The organism is Streptomyces sp. S4.7 (genome assembly GCF_010384365.1).
GTDB lineage: Bacteria > Actinomycetota > Actinomycetes > Streptomycetales > Streptomycetaceae > Streptomyces.
On record NZ_CP048397.1, the window covers coordinates 7,518,948 to 7,535,138 of the forward strand.

Sequence of the window (16,191 nt, forward strand, 5' to 3'; positions counted from 1 at the left end):
AGCGAAAACCCTCTTCACGGCGCCAATCCGGCGGTGTGTCGCCGTCCCGACGCGGACGGCGTGTCCCGGTGGGCCGCCCACCCCGTCCTCCCGGGCGGGCGGCCGGCACCCGTCCGAAACGCGCCGCGCGAGCGGCCGGCGGCGGCGTGTCCACCCGGCCGCCGCAGACCGCACGGGTCACGTCCCGCCCGACCCGGGGCCGTGACGCGGCTGCCGTCCGCTCCGGACGGGATGCGCGGGGGAGTGTCGCCCGTCTGCCTCCGCCCCCGCCGACGCGGGACGCCAGGCCCGTCCGAGCGCACCGCTTCGGTACATGCCTCGTCGGCACCGGCCGCGTGGGGCTTCGGCCCGACGGAGGCGTTTCGCCCCGACCGGGGGTCACCGCGTCGGCGACCGCACGCGGGCGACGCGAAGTGCGCCGCGCTGTAAGCAAGTTGACGGTGCGTCGACGCGCCCCAACGCATGGGGAAGCGGGCCGCAGCCGCGGCTCCCGCCCCGGGTGGCACGTGTCTGCCGGGGGCAGAGCAAGCGCCCTCCGGCACGGGAAAAGGCCGCCCCCGTGCGTACGAGAGCGGCCCTTCACGGGGCCGGCCTACGGGCGGCCCGCCGGTACCGCCGGGTCGTGGACACGGCTGCCCGAGCGGGTCCTGCGCCGGAGCGTGGGGCGGCTCTCCTCGGGGGCCGGTGCGGTCTCCGGGCCGCCGGCCCCGGGCAGCCGCTCCGCGAGCGTGGCAACGGTCGGCGCGTTGAACACGTCGCGCAGGGTCAGTTCGGCGCCCAGCGCCGAGCGGATCCGGTTCACCAGCCGTACCGCGAGCAGTGAATGGCCGCCCACCCGGAAGAAGTTGTCGTCCCTGCCGATCTGCCTCCCGCCGAGAATCTCGACGAACAGGCGGTGCAGGACCTCCTCCCGCGCGTCACGGGGCACCTCGGCCTCCGCTCTCCGCACGTCCTCGGGGGCGGGCAGGGCGGGTCGGTCGAGTCGGCCATCTCGCGTCAGCGGCAGAGCGTCGAGTACGACGAACTCCGCCGGAACCCAGTGGGCGGGCAGCGTCTCGGCCACGGCCGCCCGTACCGCCGTCACGTCCGGCGAACCCTCGCGTGCGGCGACCTGGTAGGCCACCAGGCGGTGCTCGCCGGGTTCGTCCTCCCGCAGGAGCACGGCGGCCCGGCGGACGGACGGATGCCGGGTCAGCACCGCCTCGATCTCGCGGGGCTCCACCCGCAGCCCGCGTACCGTCGGCGGTTCGTCCGGGCAACGGCCGAGGACGCGCAAGGTCCCGTCCGCCGCCCGGACGGCGGACTCGCCGGTACGGTGCATCCGGCCGCCCGCGGGGCCGAACGGATCGGCCGTGAAGCATGCCCCCGACACCCCCGGCCGGCCCGGGAAACCGTCCGCTGTCCGCGGACCCGCGACGTACAGGTCACCGGGCACCCCGGCGGGCACCGGACGCAGTCTGGCGTCCAGGACATAGCGGGATCCCTCGCCGAAGGTCCCGGCCCCCGGCCCGTTTCCCACGGCTCCCCCGTGGCCGTACACGCTGCCCGCCGCACCATGGCCGTACACGATCCGCACCTGCCCGAACAGCTGCTGCGCACGGGCCAGTTGGCCGGGCGAGGGCGCCTCGTCGCCGGTGATCACCAGGCCGAGCCGGGCGATCGCCTCCGGATGGTCGTCCACGAGCACGTCGAACACCCGGCCCGGCAGCGCCGTCGCGGTGACGTCGTGCTCGATGACGAGCGACGCGATCGCCTCGGGCCGCCCGCTGCCGCCGGACCACAGCACACAGGCGGCGCCGGTCAGCAGCGGACCCCACAGCTCCAGGGCGAACCGCCCCGAGGTGACGGGTGCGTGCTGGAGCCATGTCTCCGGACGGCCACCGGACGACGCCGGCCCCGCGAGCGCGCGGTCCGTGGCGGCGGCCACCACGGCGCGGTGCGAGAACAGCGCGGCGGGGGAGCCCGGCAGGACGTACGCCGCGTCGGACGCGTCGCCCGCGAGCGGCGGGGCACCCGCGTCCGCCCCGGCGTCCACGGAACTCCCCGCCACGGCAACGCCGTCGGCGTCCAGCACGACGACGCGGTCCGGCCGAGCCGTGCCCAGCCGCTCCGCCGCCGCCGGGGCGGCGCGGACCAACGCCGCGAGCCCGCTGTCCGCGCCACCCGCACCCGCGAGGCACCCGTCGTCCGTACGCCCCTCCACCGCCGGGTCCAACAGCACATACGCGGCACCGGACTTGAGCGTGGCCAGCGCCGCGACGACCAGCGGTATCCCCGGCTCCAGCAGCACTCCCACCACGTCACCGCGTCCCACTCCGCGCCCCACCAGACCGTGCGCCAGCCGGTTCGCGGCGGCGTCGAGTTCGCCGTACGTCATCCGCCCACCGCCCGCGATCAGCGCGACGGCGTCCGGGTCGGACACGACGTGTCGTGCGAAGCGCTCCGTGATCCGCGCCCCGGACGCCGGGACACGCCCGGCCTCGGGGGCGAGCAGCGCCGCGCGGTCGGCCGCCGACAGGAGGTCGATCTCCTCGATCCCGCGCCCGGGAGCCGCCGCCACCTGCCGCAGGACCGCGGTGAGGCAGTCGACTACCAGCCGGGCCGTTGCGGCGTCGTACAGATCCGTGGCGTACTCCAGCACACCGGTGATCCCGGCACGCGCACCGTCCGCGTCCTGCCGCTCGGTCAGCGCCAGCGTCAGGTCGAACTTCGCGCGACCGGTGTCGAAGAGGACGTCGGACCCGGACAGCGCGGACCGGTCGGCGGCGCCCGCACCGGTCGCACCCCCCGCGCTCCGCAGGAGCAACATGACCTGGACGAGCGGGTGATGGGCGGTGGAACGGTCCGGGCTCAGGTGCTCCACGAGTTGTTCGAAGGGGACGTCCTGGTGCGCGTACGCGGCCAGATCGGTGCCCCGGACCCGGGCCACCAGGTCGGTGAAGGCGGGATCGCCGGAGACGTCCGTCCGCAGGACCAGGGTGTTGACGAAGAAGCCCACCAGATCGTCCAGGGCCGCGTCGCCACGCCCGGCCTCGACGGTGCCGATCGGCAGATCGGTCCCGGCCCCCAGCCTCGACAGCGTGACCGCCAGAGCGGCCTGGAGGACCATGAAGAGGGTCGCGCCGCTCTCCCCGGCGATACGGGCCAGCGCGTCGTGTGTGTCCGCGTCGAGCGTGAACGGCTCCAGCGCGCCTTCGTGCGTCGCGACCGCCGGGCGAGTCCGGGCGGCCGGCAGCTCCAGCACCGGCGGGGCGCCGTCCAGCGCGGCCCGCCAGAAGAGAAGCTGTCGTGCGAGAACACTCTCCGGGTCGGACTCCTCGCCCAGCACCTCGCGCTGCCAGAGCGCGTAGTCGGCGTACTGCACGGGCAACGGCCGCCATGCGACGGCCTGTTGGGTCAGCCGCGCGGTGTAGGCGGCCGACAGGTCCGCGAGCAGCGGTTCCAGGGACCAGCCGTCGCCCGCGATGTGGTGCACCAGCACCACCAGCACCTGCGCACCCGAGTCGTCCAGTTCCAGCAGCCGCGCGCGCAACGGGATGTCGGCGCCGAGGTCGAAGACCTGGCCCGTCGCCGCGTCCACGGCCCCGGTCAGACCCGCCTCGTCCGTGTGCACCACGTCCAGCGGCGGCCGGACCCCGGTCAGGATCCGCTGGTAGGGCTCACCGTCCACCGCGCCGTACACCGTGCGCAGCACCTCGTGCCGCTCGGCGACGTCGGCCAGGGCGTCCGCGAGTACGTCCGCGTCCAGGGGTTCGTCCAGGCGGAGCACGACCGGGATGTTGTACGAACGGCTCGGCCCTTCCAGCTCGTTGACGAACCAGAGCCTGCGCTGGGCGAACGACATGGGCACCCGCTCGGGCCGCTCCACCGGCACCAGCGCGGGCCGCGACGCTCCGCCCGCCAGTTCGTCCAGCCGCCGGTCGAGACCGGCCGGGGTGGGGGCGAGGAACAGGTCACGGATGCCGAGTTCGACGCCGAGCACCGACCGCACACGGTTCACCAGACGCACGCCGAGCAGTGAATGCCCCCCGTTGCGGAAGAAGTTGTCGTCCGGAGCGATCCGCCCACGGCCCAGCACCGCGGCGAAGAGACCGCACAGGATCTCCTCGCGCGGTGACCGCGCCGACCCGGTGGAGCCCCCGGGTCCGGTGTGCGTGTCCGCATCACCCGCAGCCCCTTCCCCCGAGCCACCGCCGGCCGGCGCCCCGGCGTCCGCGACGCGTTCGCGGCGTTCGGCCAGGGCGCGGCGTTCGGCGTCGGTGAGGGCGACCGCGTCGGTGACGCGGGTGTCCGGGTCGGCGGCGACGGCGTCGAGCGCGCGGGTGAGGAAGCCGAGCAGCAGGGCTGCGGTCGGCGCGTCGAACAGGTCGGTGGCGTACTGGAACCACACCTCGACACCGCCCGGCTCCCCGCCGTCGCCGTACACCTCCGTGCAGAAGACGTTGATGTCGAACTTGGCGGTGCGCAGCCCGGCCGGCTCGACGGCGCCCGGGATGTCGCCGAGCCGCACGCCGGGGTCGGTGCCGTTCTGGAGGGTGAGCATGGTCTGGAAGAAGGGGTGGTGGGACAGGGAGCGGGCCGGGTTGAGGTGCTCGACCAGCAGGTCGAACGGCAGGTCGTCATGGGCGTACGCGGCGAGGCCGATCTCCCGTACCCGGTCGAGGAGTTCGGTGAAGGCCGGGTCGCCCGACACATCGGTGCGCAGCACCAGACTGTTGACGAAGAACCCGACGAGATCGTTGAGCTCCTCCTCGGGTCGTCCCGCCACCGCCGAGCCCACGACGATGTCGTCCCGCCCGCTCACCTGAGCCAGCACACCCGACAGGGCCGCCTGTGCCACCATGAACAGACTCGCCCGGCGCGACCGCGCGAGCTCCAGCAGCCGGGCGTGGGTCCGGGCATCGATCCAGCCCTTCACCAGATCCCCGCGGCCCGACGGCTCCGCCGGTCGCGGGCGGTCCGTCGGCAGCTCCAGCACCGGCGGCACTTCGGTCAACGTCTCCCGCCAGTAGTCCAGTTGCTCGGCGAGGACGCTTTCGGGGTCGTCCGCGTCGCCGAGCATGTCGCGCTGCCAGAGCGTGTAGTCGGCGTACTGCACCGGCAGTTGTTCCCATTCCGGGGCCGCGCCCGCCGACCGCGCCGCGTACGCCGAGGTCAGATCCCGCAGCAGTGGTCCGGTCGACCAGCCGTCCGTCGCCACGTGGTGGAGCAGCAGCACCAGCACGGACTCGTCCGGGCCCGTCACGAACAGCCGTACCCGCAGGGGCCGCTGCGCCGTGATGTCGAAGGACTCGTGCGCGAACGCGTCCACCAGGGCGTCCACGGCCCCGGGCACGCACTCCATCCACTCCGGCTCCGGTCCGGGACCGTCGAGGATCCGCTGGTACGGCTCGCCGTCCACGGCGGGGAACACCGTACGCAGCACCTCGTGGCGCCGCACCACGTCCGACACCGCCAAGGCCAGCGCGTGCCGGTCCGGCACACCGCCCAGCCGCAACACGACCGGCACGTTGTAGGTCGCCGACGCGCCTTCCAGGCGATTCATGAACCACAGCCGACGCTGCGCGAACGACAACGGGAGCACAGTCATTCCTCCAGACACCTCAAGGGAGTTGAACGATCCCGCCGGCCGCCGGCCGCCGTCGCGATCACGGGCGGCACGGGCAGCGGGACGGAAGCGGATACGGCGGATGAGGCACGCAACCGGGACGGGACGCGCGGGGGGAGCACCGCGCGGGACACACAGGGCCCGGATTCTCCCCGTGGGAAAGGCCCCAGGTGGAGGCACGGCACCGGCCCGGGACCGGCGCCGCGCAGGCGGACGAGCGCCGGTCAGGCCGACACGCCCGCCGGCTGCCTCTCGGCCTCACGGGCGGCGAGCATCGACTCGATCCGCCCGGCGAGGTCGCGCAGCCGGGGGTGCGCGTAGACGGTCTTCACCGGAAGACTCACCCCCAGCTCCCTGCGGACCCCCGCGACCAGTTTGATCGCCAGCAGCGAGTGACCGCCCAGTTTGAAGAAGTTGTCGTCGGCGCCGATCCGGGGCCTGTCGAGCACCTGCGCCCAGACCCGGGCGATCAACTCCTCCACCGGCCCGGTCGGTTCGTCCGCCGCCGGGCCACCGGCCGCAGCGGCCGTGCCGGCCACCGGCGCCGCGCCCACCGGGGCGGGAAGCACAGCCCGGTCCAGCTTGCCGCTGGGCGTCGTGGCGAAGCGCGCCACCTCCATGAGGACGGCCGGCACCATGTAGCCCGGCAGCGTCGCCGTCAGGTGCTCGCGCAGCGCGGCCCCGGTCACCGGGTGCCAGGTGCGGTAGTACGCGACGAGCCCGGCACTCCCGTTGACGTCGTCCCGCAGGACCACCGCCGCCTCCGCGACGGCGGGGTGCCCGGTGACGGCGGCCTCGATCTCGTACAGCTCCACCCGGTGACCACGCACCTTGACCTGGCCGTCGGCACGGCCCAGGTAGGTGAGCCGGCCGTCCGGCAGCCTGCGGCACAGATCACCGGTCCGGTACATCCGCGAGCCGCCCGCCGACAGATCGGCCACGAACCGCTCGGCGGTCAGACCGGGTCGCCCTCGATAACCGCGTGCGACCCGGGGACCGGCCAGATACAGCTCGCCGGTCTCTCCGTCCGCGACCGGCCGCAGTCCGTCGTCAAGCAGTCGCATGCGCAGTCCGGGCAGGACCGCGCCGATGTGCGGGTCGTCGCCGGCGGCGATCCACCCGGCGGTCGCGTCCACGGTGCACTCGGTCGGGCCGTACAGATTGACCGCGCGCACCACGCCCTCGTCCACCAGCTCCGCCAGGCGCGCCCACAGGGCGGGACTGATCGCCTCACCGCCGATGAGCAGGGTGAGCGGTCCGTCGGCCGCTGCGTCACGGGACGGGAGGTGCTCCAGAAGCGGCTCGGCGTGCGACGGGGTGATGTCGAGATCGGTCAGCGACCGGTCCCCGATCAGTGCGGCGAGCAGCGCAGGGTCGGACCGTGTCTCCGTGTCGATCATGACGAGGGTGTCGCCCCGGCAGAGCCGTACCCACTGCTGCACCGACGCGTCGAAGGACGGTGACGCGTTCCAGCCGACCCTGCCCGGCCCGGGAGCGGCGATTGCCTCGGACTCCAGCTCGGCCAGGAGCGCCGACGCGGAGCCCCGGCTCACCTCGACGCCCTTGGGCAGTCCGGTGGAGCCGGAGGTGTAGATGACGTACGCGAGGCCCTGCGCGTCGACCGGGACCGGGGCGAACCCGCCCTCCGCCAACGGGTCGGCCGGCGAGGTCAGTTCACCGACGGCCACCCGGCCGGGCCCGTCGGACGCCCCGGCGCCGGCGATGCGGTCCGCGATGCCGTCCGCCGCGTCGTCCGCCGCGTCGTCCGCCGCGTCGTCCGCCACGATCAGCAGATCGGCGGCCGAGTCCTCGACCAGATGCCTTCTGCGCTCCGCGGGCAGCGCCGGGTCCACCGGCAGATAGGCAGCGCCGGCGGTCAGCGTGCCGATCAGCGCCACCACCAGGTCGGCGCCGCGGGGCAGGCCCAGCGCCACCACGCTCTCCGGGCCCACACCGCGCCCGGCCAGGCGCCGGGCGACGCGCCCCGCCTCGGCCCGCAGTTCACCGAAGGTCAGCTCCCGGTCCCCGGCCACCACGGCGGGTCGGTCGGCCGGTACGTTCGCGAGCCGGGCCAGCAGGTCCGCCGCACCGGCTCCGGCCGGTGCCGGACCCGTGTTCTCGCTGTACGGATGTGCGGTTGTCATCTTCCGCTCACTCCCCGAACGCGGTCGTCGCCGGCGCGGTCTCGGGACGGCAGGCGTCCAGGGTGATCGGGTCGCCCATGGCCACCAGGATCTTCCGGTCACCCTTGAAGGACTCCCGACCGTGGGCGTTGAGCACGTTGTCGACCAGCATCACGTCGCCGCGCTGCCAGGTCTCCCGGACGGTGACCTGGTCGTAGACGCGGTTGATCGCGTCGACCTCGTCGGCCGTCAGCCGGGTGCCGTCGCCGAGGTAGGTGTCGAACGGCAGCCCGTCGTCCCCGTACGTCTCCAGCAGCACCTCGCGGACATCGGCGTCCAGCGTCCGGTTGTTCCAGAACGCGAAGTGGTTGAACCACGACTTCTCGCCCGTGACCGGGTGGGTGACGACCGCCGAGCGCCGCTGGCGGGTGCGCAGCCCGCCGTCCGGCAGCCACTCGTAGCCGATGGCGTTCTCACGGCAGTACGCCTCGGCCACGGCGGGGTCCTCGGTGGCGAAGCTCTTCTGCCAGGGCAGCCCGGCCAGTTCGGAGAAGTTCCGGGTCAGCAGCCACCCCTTGGCCATGAACCTCTCGCGCAGATCGGCGGGCAGCAGACGCAGCGCCGCGCGCATGTCGCCGACCGTCGTCGCGCCGTCCTCGGCGGGGGCCGTGACACAGCCGAACAGCAGGGTGTTGGGGAAGTCGAGGGTGTAGCTGTTCTCGTTGTGCAGCCGGATCGGCTGGACGGCGGGCAGGTCGGTCGACGAGAACACGCCCTCGCCGAAGTCCGTGCGCGGCGTGGCCTTCTCCTTGTAGCCGGCTCTGCGCGGCATGAGAACGTCACGTACCCGCCCGAAGTCGGCCGCGTCGCCCACCCCCAGCCCGCGGATCAACAGGGCGCCGGAGCGGTGCAGTTCGTCCTTGACCGCCGGCCGCTGATCGGTGAGCCAGTCGATCGCCGCGTCGATCGCGTCGAACGAGGGGGTCCGCAGGACCGCGGGCTTGCCCGCTTCCCTGCTGACATCGAGAGCGGTGGCGGGAGTGGCGGTGGCCGTGGGCGACATCGCGTGATTCCTTCTGATCGGGTGGACGGGTGGAGGGGTGGTGGGTGTCAGGCGAATTCGTGCGGGGTGGGAGCCCCGGCGACCACGGAGTTGACGAGGCCGAAGAAGCGCTCCAACTGCTGCTGGAAGTAGAAGTGACCGCCCGGCAGGTACTCGAACACGGCCGGGCCGGTGGTGATCTCGGCCCAGCGCGTGAGCGCGTCGAGGGGTACGACCGGGTCCTCGGTGCCGCCGATCGCGGTCACCGGGCAGCTCAGCGCGGGGGAGGGGCCGGTGTAGCGGTAGACGTCGTCGATCGCGAAGTCCGCGCGGATCGAAGGGATGATGATCTCGCGCAGCTCGGGCTCGTCGAGAATGCCGTCGTCGGTGCCGCCGCGCGCCTTGATGGCCGCGACCAGCTCGTCGTCGGTGAGCCGTTCGGGGTGGACCGTGCTCGGGTTGGCCATGAACGGGGCGCGGCATGCCGAGGCGATGAGGGCGCGCGGGGCGCGGCCGGCCAGGGTGAGGGCGCGTGCCACCTCGAAGGCGACCAGCGAGCCCATGCTGTGCCCGAGCACCACCAGGTCGTCGGTCCCGGCCGGCAGGCTCTCCACGATCGGGCCGACCAGGTCGTCCACGTCGGTGGGGAGCGGGTCGGAGAAGCGGGCGCCGCGGCCGGGGTACTGGCCGACGAGCAGCCGGACGTCGGCGGGCAGGAACGTCCGCCACTGCGTGTACGCGTGGGCGTTGCCGCCGGCGTGCGGGAGGACCAGCAGGGACGTACGCACGTCCGCCGCGTCGGCGGCGTCGAGCGTCCACACCACGTCGTCGGGATCGGTAATCACCTTGCACTCCGTTCGTCTGAAAGGCGGTCGTGAGGAAGTGGGCGTGAAGAGGCGGCGGTGAAGAAGCGGTCGTGAAGAAGCGGTCGTGAGAACGACCGGGTGTGAGAAGCAATGTCAGAGGGGGGTGCCCGCCTCGGTACGGCGTCGCAGGACCGGGCGCTTGCGCTGCCGGGGAGCCGCTTCCGTCAGTGTGGTGATGTGGTGGGTGAGGGTGGCGGGGGTGGGGTTTTGGAAGATGTCGCGGATGGTGAGGTTGGTGTGGAGTGTGGTGCGGATGCGGGTGGTGAGTTTGGCGGCGAGGAGGGAGTGTCCGCCGAGGTCGAAGAAGTTGTCGTCGATGGTGGTGGGGTGGGTGAGGTTGAGTGTTTGGGTGTAGAGGGTGCAGAGGATTTCTTCTTGGGGGGTGCGGGGTGGTCGTCCTTGGGTGGTGGTGGTGTGGGGTGTGGGGAGTGCTTTGTGGTCGATTTTGCCGTTGGGGGTGAGGGGGAGTTTGGGGAGGATGGTGATGTGGGTGGGGATGAGGTGGTCGGGGAGTGTGTTGCGTAGCCAGTGGCGGAGTTGGGTTGGTGTGGTGGTGGTGTGTTGGGGGTGGAGGGTGGCGTAGGCGTTGAGTTGGGTGTTGCCGGTGGTGTCGGTGGTGGTTGTGGTGGTGGTTTGGGTGATGTGGGGGTGTTGGAGGAGGGCGTTGTGTATTTCGGTGGGTTCGATGCGGAAGCCGCGGATTTTGATTTGGTGGTCGGTGCGGCCGTGGTAGTGGAGTTGGCCGTTGGGTGTGTGGTGGGCGAGGTCGCCGGTTCGGTAGAGGCGGGTGCCGGGGGGTCCGTAGGGGTTGGGGATGAAGTGGGTTGCGGTGAGGGTGGGTTGGTGTTGGTAGCCGTGGGCGAGTCCGGTGCCGGCGAGGTAGATTTCGCCGGTGACGCCGGGTGGGACGGGTTGGAGGTGGGTGTCGAGGAGGTAGGTGTGTTTGTTGGTGATGGGTCGGCCGATGGGGACGGGGTTGTTGGTGGGGGTGTGGGTGGTGGGTTGGGGGAGGGTGTGGGTGGTGGTGTAGCCCATGGATTCGGCGGGGCCGTATCCGTTGGTGAGGGTGAGGTGGGGGTGTTGTTTCTGGAGGTGGTGGGTGTGGGTGGGTGAGGCGGGTTCGCCGCCGGTTGAGGCGTGTTGGGTGTGGGTGAAGGTGTCGGGGTGTTCGTCGGTGAGGTAGTTGAAGAGGCTGGAGGAGAGTTGGAGCATGGTGATGCGGTGTTGGTGGGCGAGTTGGTTGATGAGGGTGGGTTCGGGGCGTTGTCCTGGTTGGAGTACGCAGGTGGCTCCGTGGAGGAGTGCGCCCCAGAATTCGAGTGAGAAGGCGTCCCAGGAGACGGGTGAGCACTGGAGGAAGCGCTGGCCGGGTCCGAAGGTGGCGTAGTCCTGGTTGAGTACGGTGCCGGTCAGTGCGCGGTGGGGGGTGAGGATGGCTTTGGGCCGGCCCGTCGATCCGGAGGTGTACATGATCGACGCCCCGTCCTCCGGATGCCCACCCGGGACGGGGTTGGCCGTGGAGTGCCCGTCGAGGTCCAGGGAATCGAGATCGAGTGTGGCGACGGCGGTGAGCCGGTCCCCGGTCGGCCGGTGCGTGAGGACCACGACCGGGCGGGCTTCGTCGGTGATCAGCCCGAGCCGTTCGTCGGGGAACTCGGGGTCGAGGACCGCGTACGTCGCTCCCGTCTTGGTCACGGCGAGCAGCGCGGTGGCGAAGGTGATGCCCCGCTCGATCAGAACGCCGACGGTCCGTCCCCGGCGCACTCCCTGATGAGTAATCAGATGGTGCGCGAGTCTGTTGGCCCTCGCGTTCAACTCCCCGTAGGACAGGTGCTCGTCCTCGAAGATCAGCGCTGTCGCGTCCGGGTCCCGTTCCGCCTGCTCCTCGAACCGCCCGCCCAGCGTGACACCCGCCACCGGCCGCACCGTGTCGTTCCACGCGTGGAGCACCAACTCCCGCTCCCGCGCAGACATCACCTCCACCTCACCCACCAACACCCCGGGTTCAGCGGTGACCTGGTCCAGGACCCGTGAGAAGCCGTCGACCAGACGCTGCACCGTCGACCGGTCGAAGATGTCGGTACTGAACAGGACCGCGCCGGTGATGCCGGCCGCCACGTCCTCGCGCAGCAGGAACTCCAGGTCGAACTTGGCGGAGCGGTTGTCCACGAACGTGCCGGGGCCCGACCGCGTACCGGCGAGCCGTACGTCCTCGGCCGCCCCGCTCTCCAGCGCCAGGCAGATCTGGAACAGCGGATGCCGGGCCAGTGACCGTACCGGGCTGGTGGCCTCGATCACGAGGTCGAACGGCGTCTCCTGATGGGCGAAGGCGTCCAGATCGGCCGTGCGCACCCGGTCGAGCAGTTCACGGAACGACGGATTGCCCGAGGTGTCGGTCCGCAGCACCAGCGTGTTGACGAAGAATCCGACCAGCTCGCCCAGGGCGTCGTCGGTGCGGCCCGCCACCGGGGACCCGAGCGGAATGTCCTCGCCCGCGCCCAGCCGGGTCAGCGTCGCGGCCAGCGCGGCCTGGAGCACCATGAACACCGTGCAGCCCTCGGCCCTGGCCAACTCCACGACGTGGGTGCGCAGTTCCGGACCGAATTCCACCACGACCGCGTCACCGCTCTGGCCCGCCACGGCGGGCCGCGGCCGGTCCAGGACCAGTCCCAGCTCCTCGGGCAGATCCTTGAGCGCCTCGCGCCAGAACGCCAGCCCCTCGGCGAGCACGCTCTTGTCGTCCGAACTGTCGCCGAGCAGGCGGTGCTGCCACAGCGCGTAGTCCGCGTACTGCACGGGCAGCGGTGTCCAAGTCGGTGCCGTTCCTTCACGCCGGGAGGCGTAGGCCGCGGAGAGGTCGTCGAAGAGCGGACGCAGCGACTGGCCGTCGGTGGCGATGTGGTGCAGCAGCACGAGCAGGACGTGCCTGTCGTCGCCGAGGTCGAAGAGCGTCACCCGCAGCGGGGGTTCGGCGTTGAGGTCGAAGGTGTGCCCGGCCGCCGCGCGCAGCCGCTCGTCGAGCGTGTCCGCGTCCGCCGTCTCCTGTTCGAAGACGACCCGGTTGTCCTCGGGAGCCAGGACGGTCTGGTACGGCTCACCCCGCTCCGACCCGAACACCGTCCGCAGCACTTCGTGCCTGCCCGCCAGGTCACCGAAGGCGGCGCGCAGCGCGTCGGCGTCCAGCTCTCCGTCGATCCGCACCGAGAGGGGCACGTTGTACGCGGTGCCCTGCTCCCCGAGCGCGGCGAGGAACCACAGACGGCGCTGCGCGTACGAGAGCGGCAGCCGCTCCGGCCGGTCGCCGGCGGTCAGCGGCGGGCGCTCGCGCCCGGGTCCGTGTGCCTGGGTGGTGATGTGGTGGGTGAGGGTGGCGGGGGTGGGGTTTTGGAAGATGTCGCGGATGGTGAGGTTGGTGTGGAGTGTGGTGCGGATGCGGGTGGTGAGTTTGGCGGCGAGGAGGGAGTGTCCGCCGAGGTCGAAGAAGTTGTCGTCGATGGTGGTGGGGTGGGTGAGGTTGAGTGTTTGGGTGTAGAGGGTGCAGAGGATTTCTTCTTGGGGGGTGCGGGGTGGTCGTCCTTGGGTGGTGGTGGTGTGGGGTGTGGGGAGTGCTTTGTGGTCGATTTTGCCGTTGGGGGTGAGGGGGAGTTTGGGGAGGATGGTGATGTGGGTGGGGATGAGGTGGTCGGGGAGTGTGTTGCGTAGCCAGTGGCGGAGTTGGGTTGGTGTGGTGGTGGTGTGTTGGGGGTGGAGGGTGGCGTAGGCGTTGAGTTGGGTGTTGCCGGTGGTGTCGGTGGTGGTTGTGGTGGTGGTTTGGGTGATGTGGGGGTGTTGGAGGAGGGCGTTGTGTATTTCGGTGGGTTCGATGCGGAAGCCGCGGATTTTGATTTGGTGGTCGGTGCGGCCGTGGTAGTGGAGTTGGCCGTTGGGTGTGTGGTGGGCGAGGTCGCCGGTTCGGTAGAGGCGGGTGCCGGGGGGTCCGTAGGGGTTGGGGATGAAGTGGGTTGCGGTGAGGGTGGGTTGGTGTTGGTAGCCGTGGGCGAGTCCGGTGCCGGCGAGGTAGATTTCGCCGGTGACGCCGGGTGGGACGGGTTGGAGGTGGGTGTCGAGGATGTAGGTGTGTTTGTTGGTGATGGGTCGGCCGATGGGGACGGGGTTGTTGGTGGGGGTGTGGGTGGTGGGTTGGGGGAGGGTGTGGGTGGTGGTGTAGCCCATGGATTCGGCGGGGCCGTATCCGTTGGTGAGGGTGAGGTGGGGGTGTTGTTTCTGGAGGTGGTGGGTGTGGGTGGGTGAGGCGGGTTCGCCGCCGGTTGAGGCGTGTTGGGTGTGGGTGAAGGTGTCGGGGTGTTCGTCGGTGAGGTAGTTGAAGAGGCTGGAGGAGAGTTGGAGCATGGTGATGCGGTGTTGGTGGGCGAGTTGGTTGATGAGGGTGGGTTCGGGGCGTTGTCCTGGTTGGAGTACGCAGGTGGCTCCGTGGAGGAGTGCGCCCCAGAATTCGAGTGAGAAGGCGTCCCAGGAGACGGGTGAGCACTGGAGGAAGCGCTGGCCGGGTCCGAAGGTGGCGTAGTCCTGGTTGAGTACGGTGCCGGTCAGTGCGCGGTGGGGGGTGAGGATGGCTTTGGGCCGGCCCGTCGATCCGGAGGTGTACATGATCGACGCCCCGTCCTCCGGATGCCCACCCGAGACGGGATTCGTGACCGGGTGATCATCGACGGACAGGGCGTCGAGGTCGACCGTGCCCGCGAGCCGGCCATGTGTCGGCCCATGGGCCAGCACGGTGACCGGCTCCGCGTCTCCGGCGATGAGGGCAAGGCGCTCATCGGGAAAGTCCGGGTCGAGGACCGCGTACGTCGCTCCCGTCTTGGTCACGGCGAGCAGCGCGGTGGCGAAGGTGATGCCCCGCTCGATCAGAACGCCGACGGTCCGTCCCCGGCGCACTCCCTGATGAGTGATCAGATGGTGCGCCAGTCTGTTGGCCCTCGCGTTCAACTCCCCGTAGGACAGGTGCTCGTCCTCGAAGATCAGCGCTGTCGCGTCCGGGTCCCGTTCCGCCTGCTCCTCGAACCGCCCGCCCAGCGTGACACCCGCCACCGGCCGCACCGTGTCGTTCCACGCGTGGAGCACCAACTCCCGCTCCCGCGCAGACATCACCTCCACCTCACCCACCAACACCCCCGACTCCGAGGTCATCGAGGCGACGATCTGATGGAAGGTCCGCTCGTACGCCGAGAGGTCGACGCTCTCCCGGTACGCCTCGTCGATCGTGAAGTCGACCCGCAGCCCCCCGTCGGGACCGCGGCTGACCGTGAGCGAGAGATCCTCGGCGGTTCCCCCGGTCGAGAGCAGATGCCCCACGGCCGGAATCCCCGCGAACGACGACTGCTCCCCGGCGACGACGATGTTGACCACCGGACCGAACCGGCGGCGCCCGTTCGCCGGCCACCCCAGGTCACGCATCAGATCGGCCGAGTCGTACCGCTGGTGCCACTGCGCGCGCAGGGTCAGCGCCGCCACCCGGGCGGCGAACTCCTCGCACGTCTCCGCGTTGTCGACCCGGCAGCGCAGCGGGATGACGTTCGCCATCATGCCGGGCACGGTCATACCGTCCTTGCCGAGCCGCCCCGACACCGGCAGGCTCAGCAGGACGTCCGGGTCGCCCGTCCACAGCCTGCGGTGCAGGGCCGCCGCCGCCAGCACCGCCTGCTGCCACGAGATCCCCGCGCGTGCGCCGAACGCGACGAGCCGCCCGAAGACCTCCTCGTCCACCGACGACGTCTGCCGGCTGATCCGGTGCGTGAGCGCCCCGGCCGCTCCCGGACCCGCCGGATACTCCGCGCCGGCCATGACGTTCTTCCAGTACACGGCGTCCCTGGCGCGTGCCTTCGAGGTGGCGTACGCGTCCTGCTCCGCCAGCAGACGTTCGAACGAGCCGTACGGGGTGCCCGGTCCCGCGGCCCCGGCGAGAGACGCGTACAGCTCGGCGGCCCTGCGTCGCATCAGGGTCGCGCTGTAGCCGTCGTTGATCAGATGGTGCGCACGGTTGTACCAGAAGTAGCGGTCGGGGCCCACCGCGAAGAGGATGTGATGGAAGAGCGGGCCCCGTTCGAGGTCGGGCACGGTACCCAGGTCGTCGAGCATCCGCCGTCGCGCGGCTGCCACGGGATCCGGTTCCGCACTGACGTCGAGCAGTGCCACGGTGAAGTCCGGCGCGTCGCCGAAGTGCTGCCGGGGCACGCCGTCCACTTCGCTGAAGGTGATGCGCGCGGTCTCGTCCTCCGCCACCAGGGCCGTCACCGCCGCCTTGAGGAGTTCCGGATCGGCGGGACCGTTGATCTCCAGATAGCCCCCCATGTTGAAGACGGGGTTGAGCGGATCCATCCGCTGCGCGTACCACACCCCCGACTGCGCCTCGTTGAGCGGACGTCCGCCGTTCACCGGATCAGACATGGCTTCCCCTTGTACGTTGTTCCGTTGGCGGACGCGTGATGTGTACGTCGTTCCGTAGGCGGGTGCGTGAGGGCGTCGGCGCGGCCCTGATACCGCGCCGGGCACCCG

General features: G+C 71.3%; 5 protein-coding genes. All 5 read right to left on the reverse strand.

From position 1 onward, the window contains the following. Nucleotides 1-592: 592 nt before the first annotated feature. Nucleotides 593-5,590, reverse strand: a complete 4,998-nt coding sequence (locus SSPS47_RS32975) for a condensation domain-containing protein (protein WP_164254088.1) — start codon at nt 5,588-5,590, stop codon at nt 593-595. Nucleotides 5,591-5,832: 242 nt separating this feature from the next. Beyond that, a complete protein-coding gene (locus SSPS47_RS32980; protein WP_164254089.1) occupies nt 5,833-7,752 on the reverse strand; it encodes a non-ribosomal peptide synthetase in 1,920 nt (639 codons plus the stop codon). A 7-nt stretch (nt 7,753-7,759) separates the two neighbouring features. After that, nucleotides 7,760-8,794, reverse strand: a complete 1,035-nt coding sequence (locus SSPS47_RS32985; protein ID WP_164254090.1) for a TauD/TfdA family dioxygenase — start codon at nt 8,792-8,794, stop codon at nt 7,760-7,762. Nucleotides 8,795-8,841: 47 nt separating this feature from the next. Further along, nucleotides 8,842-9,618: an alpha/beta fold hydrolase gene (locus SSPS47_RS32990; RefSeq protein WP_147874546.1), complete on the reverse strand. Its 777-nt coding sequence runs from the start codon at nt 9,616-9,618 to the stop codon at nt 8,842-8,844. A 114-nt stretch (nt 9,619-9,732) separates the two neighbouring features. Continuing rightward, the gene (locus SSPS47_RS32995) at nt 9,733-16,083 is read right to left on the reverse strand and encodes a non-ribosomal peptide synthetase (RefSeq protein WP_164254091.1); all 6,351 of its coding nucleotides are present in this window, start codon (nt 16,081-16,083) and stop codon (nt 9,733-9,735) included. Nucleotides 16,084-16,191 lie beyond the last annotated feature (108 nt).

What these genes read in the sequence shown, in the direction of transcription:
- SSPS47_RS32975 (WP_164254088.1), bottom strand. Translation starts at nt 5,590, where the DNA reads ATGACTGTGCTCCCGTTGTCGTTCGCGCAGCGTCGGCTGTGGTTCATG.
- SSPS47_RS32980 (WP_164254089.1), bottom strand. Translation starts at nt 7,752, where the DNA reads ATGACAACCGCACATCCGTACAGCGAGAACACGGGTCCGGCACCGGCC.
- SSPS47_RS32985 (WP_164254090.1), bottom strand. Translation starts at nt 8,794, where the DNA reads ATGTCGCCCACGGCCACCGCCACTCCCGCCACCGCTCTCGATGTCAGC.
- SSPS47_RS32995 (WP_164254091.1), bottom strand. Translation starts at nt 16,083, where the DNA reads ATGTCTGATCCGGTGAACGGCGGACGTCCGCTCAACGAGGCGCAGTCG.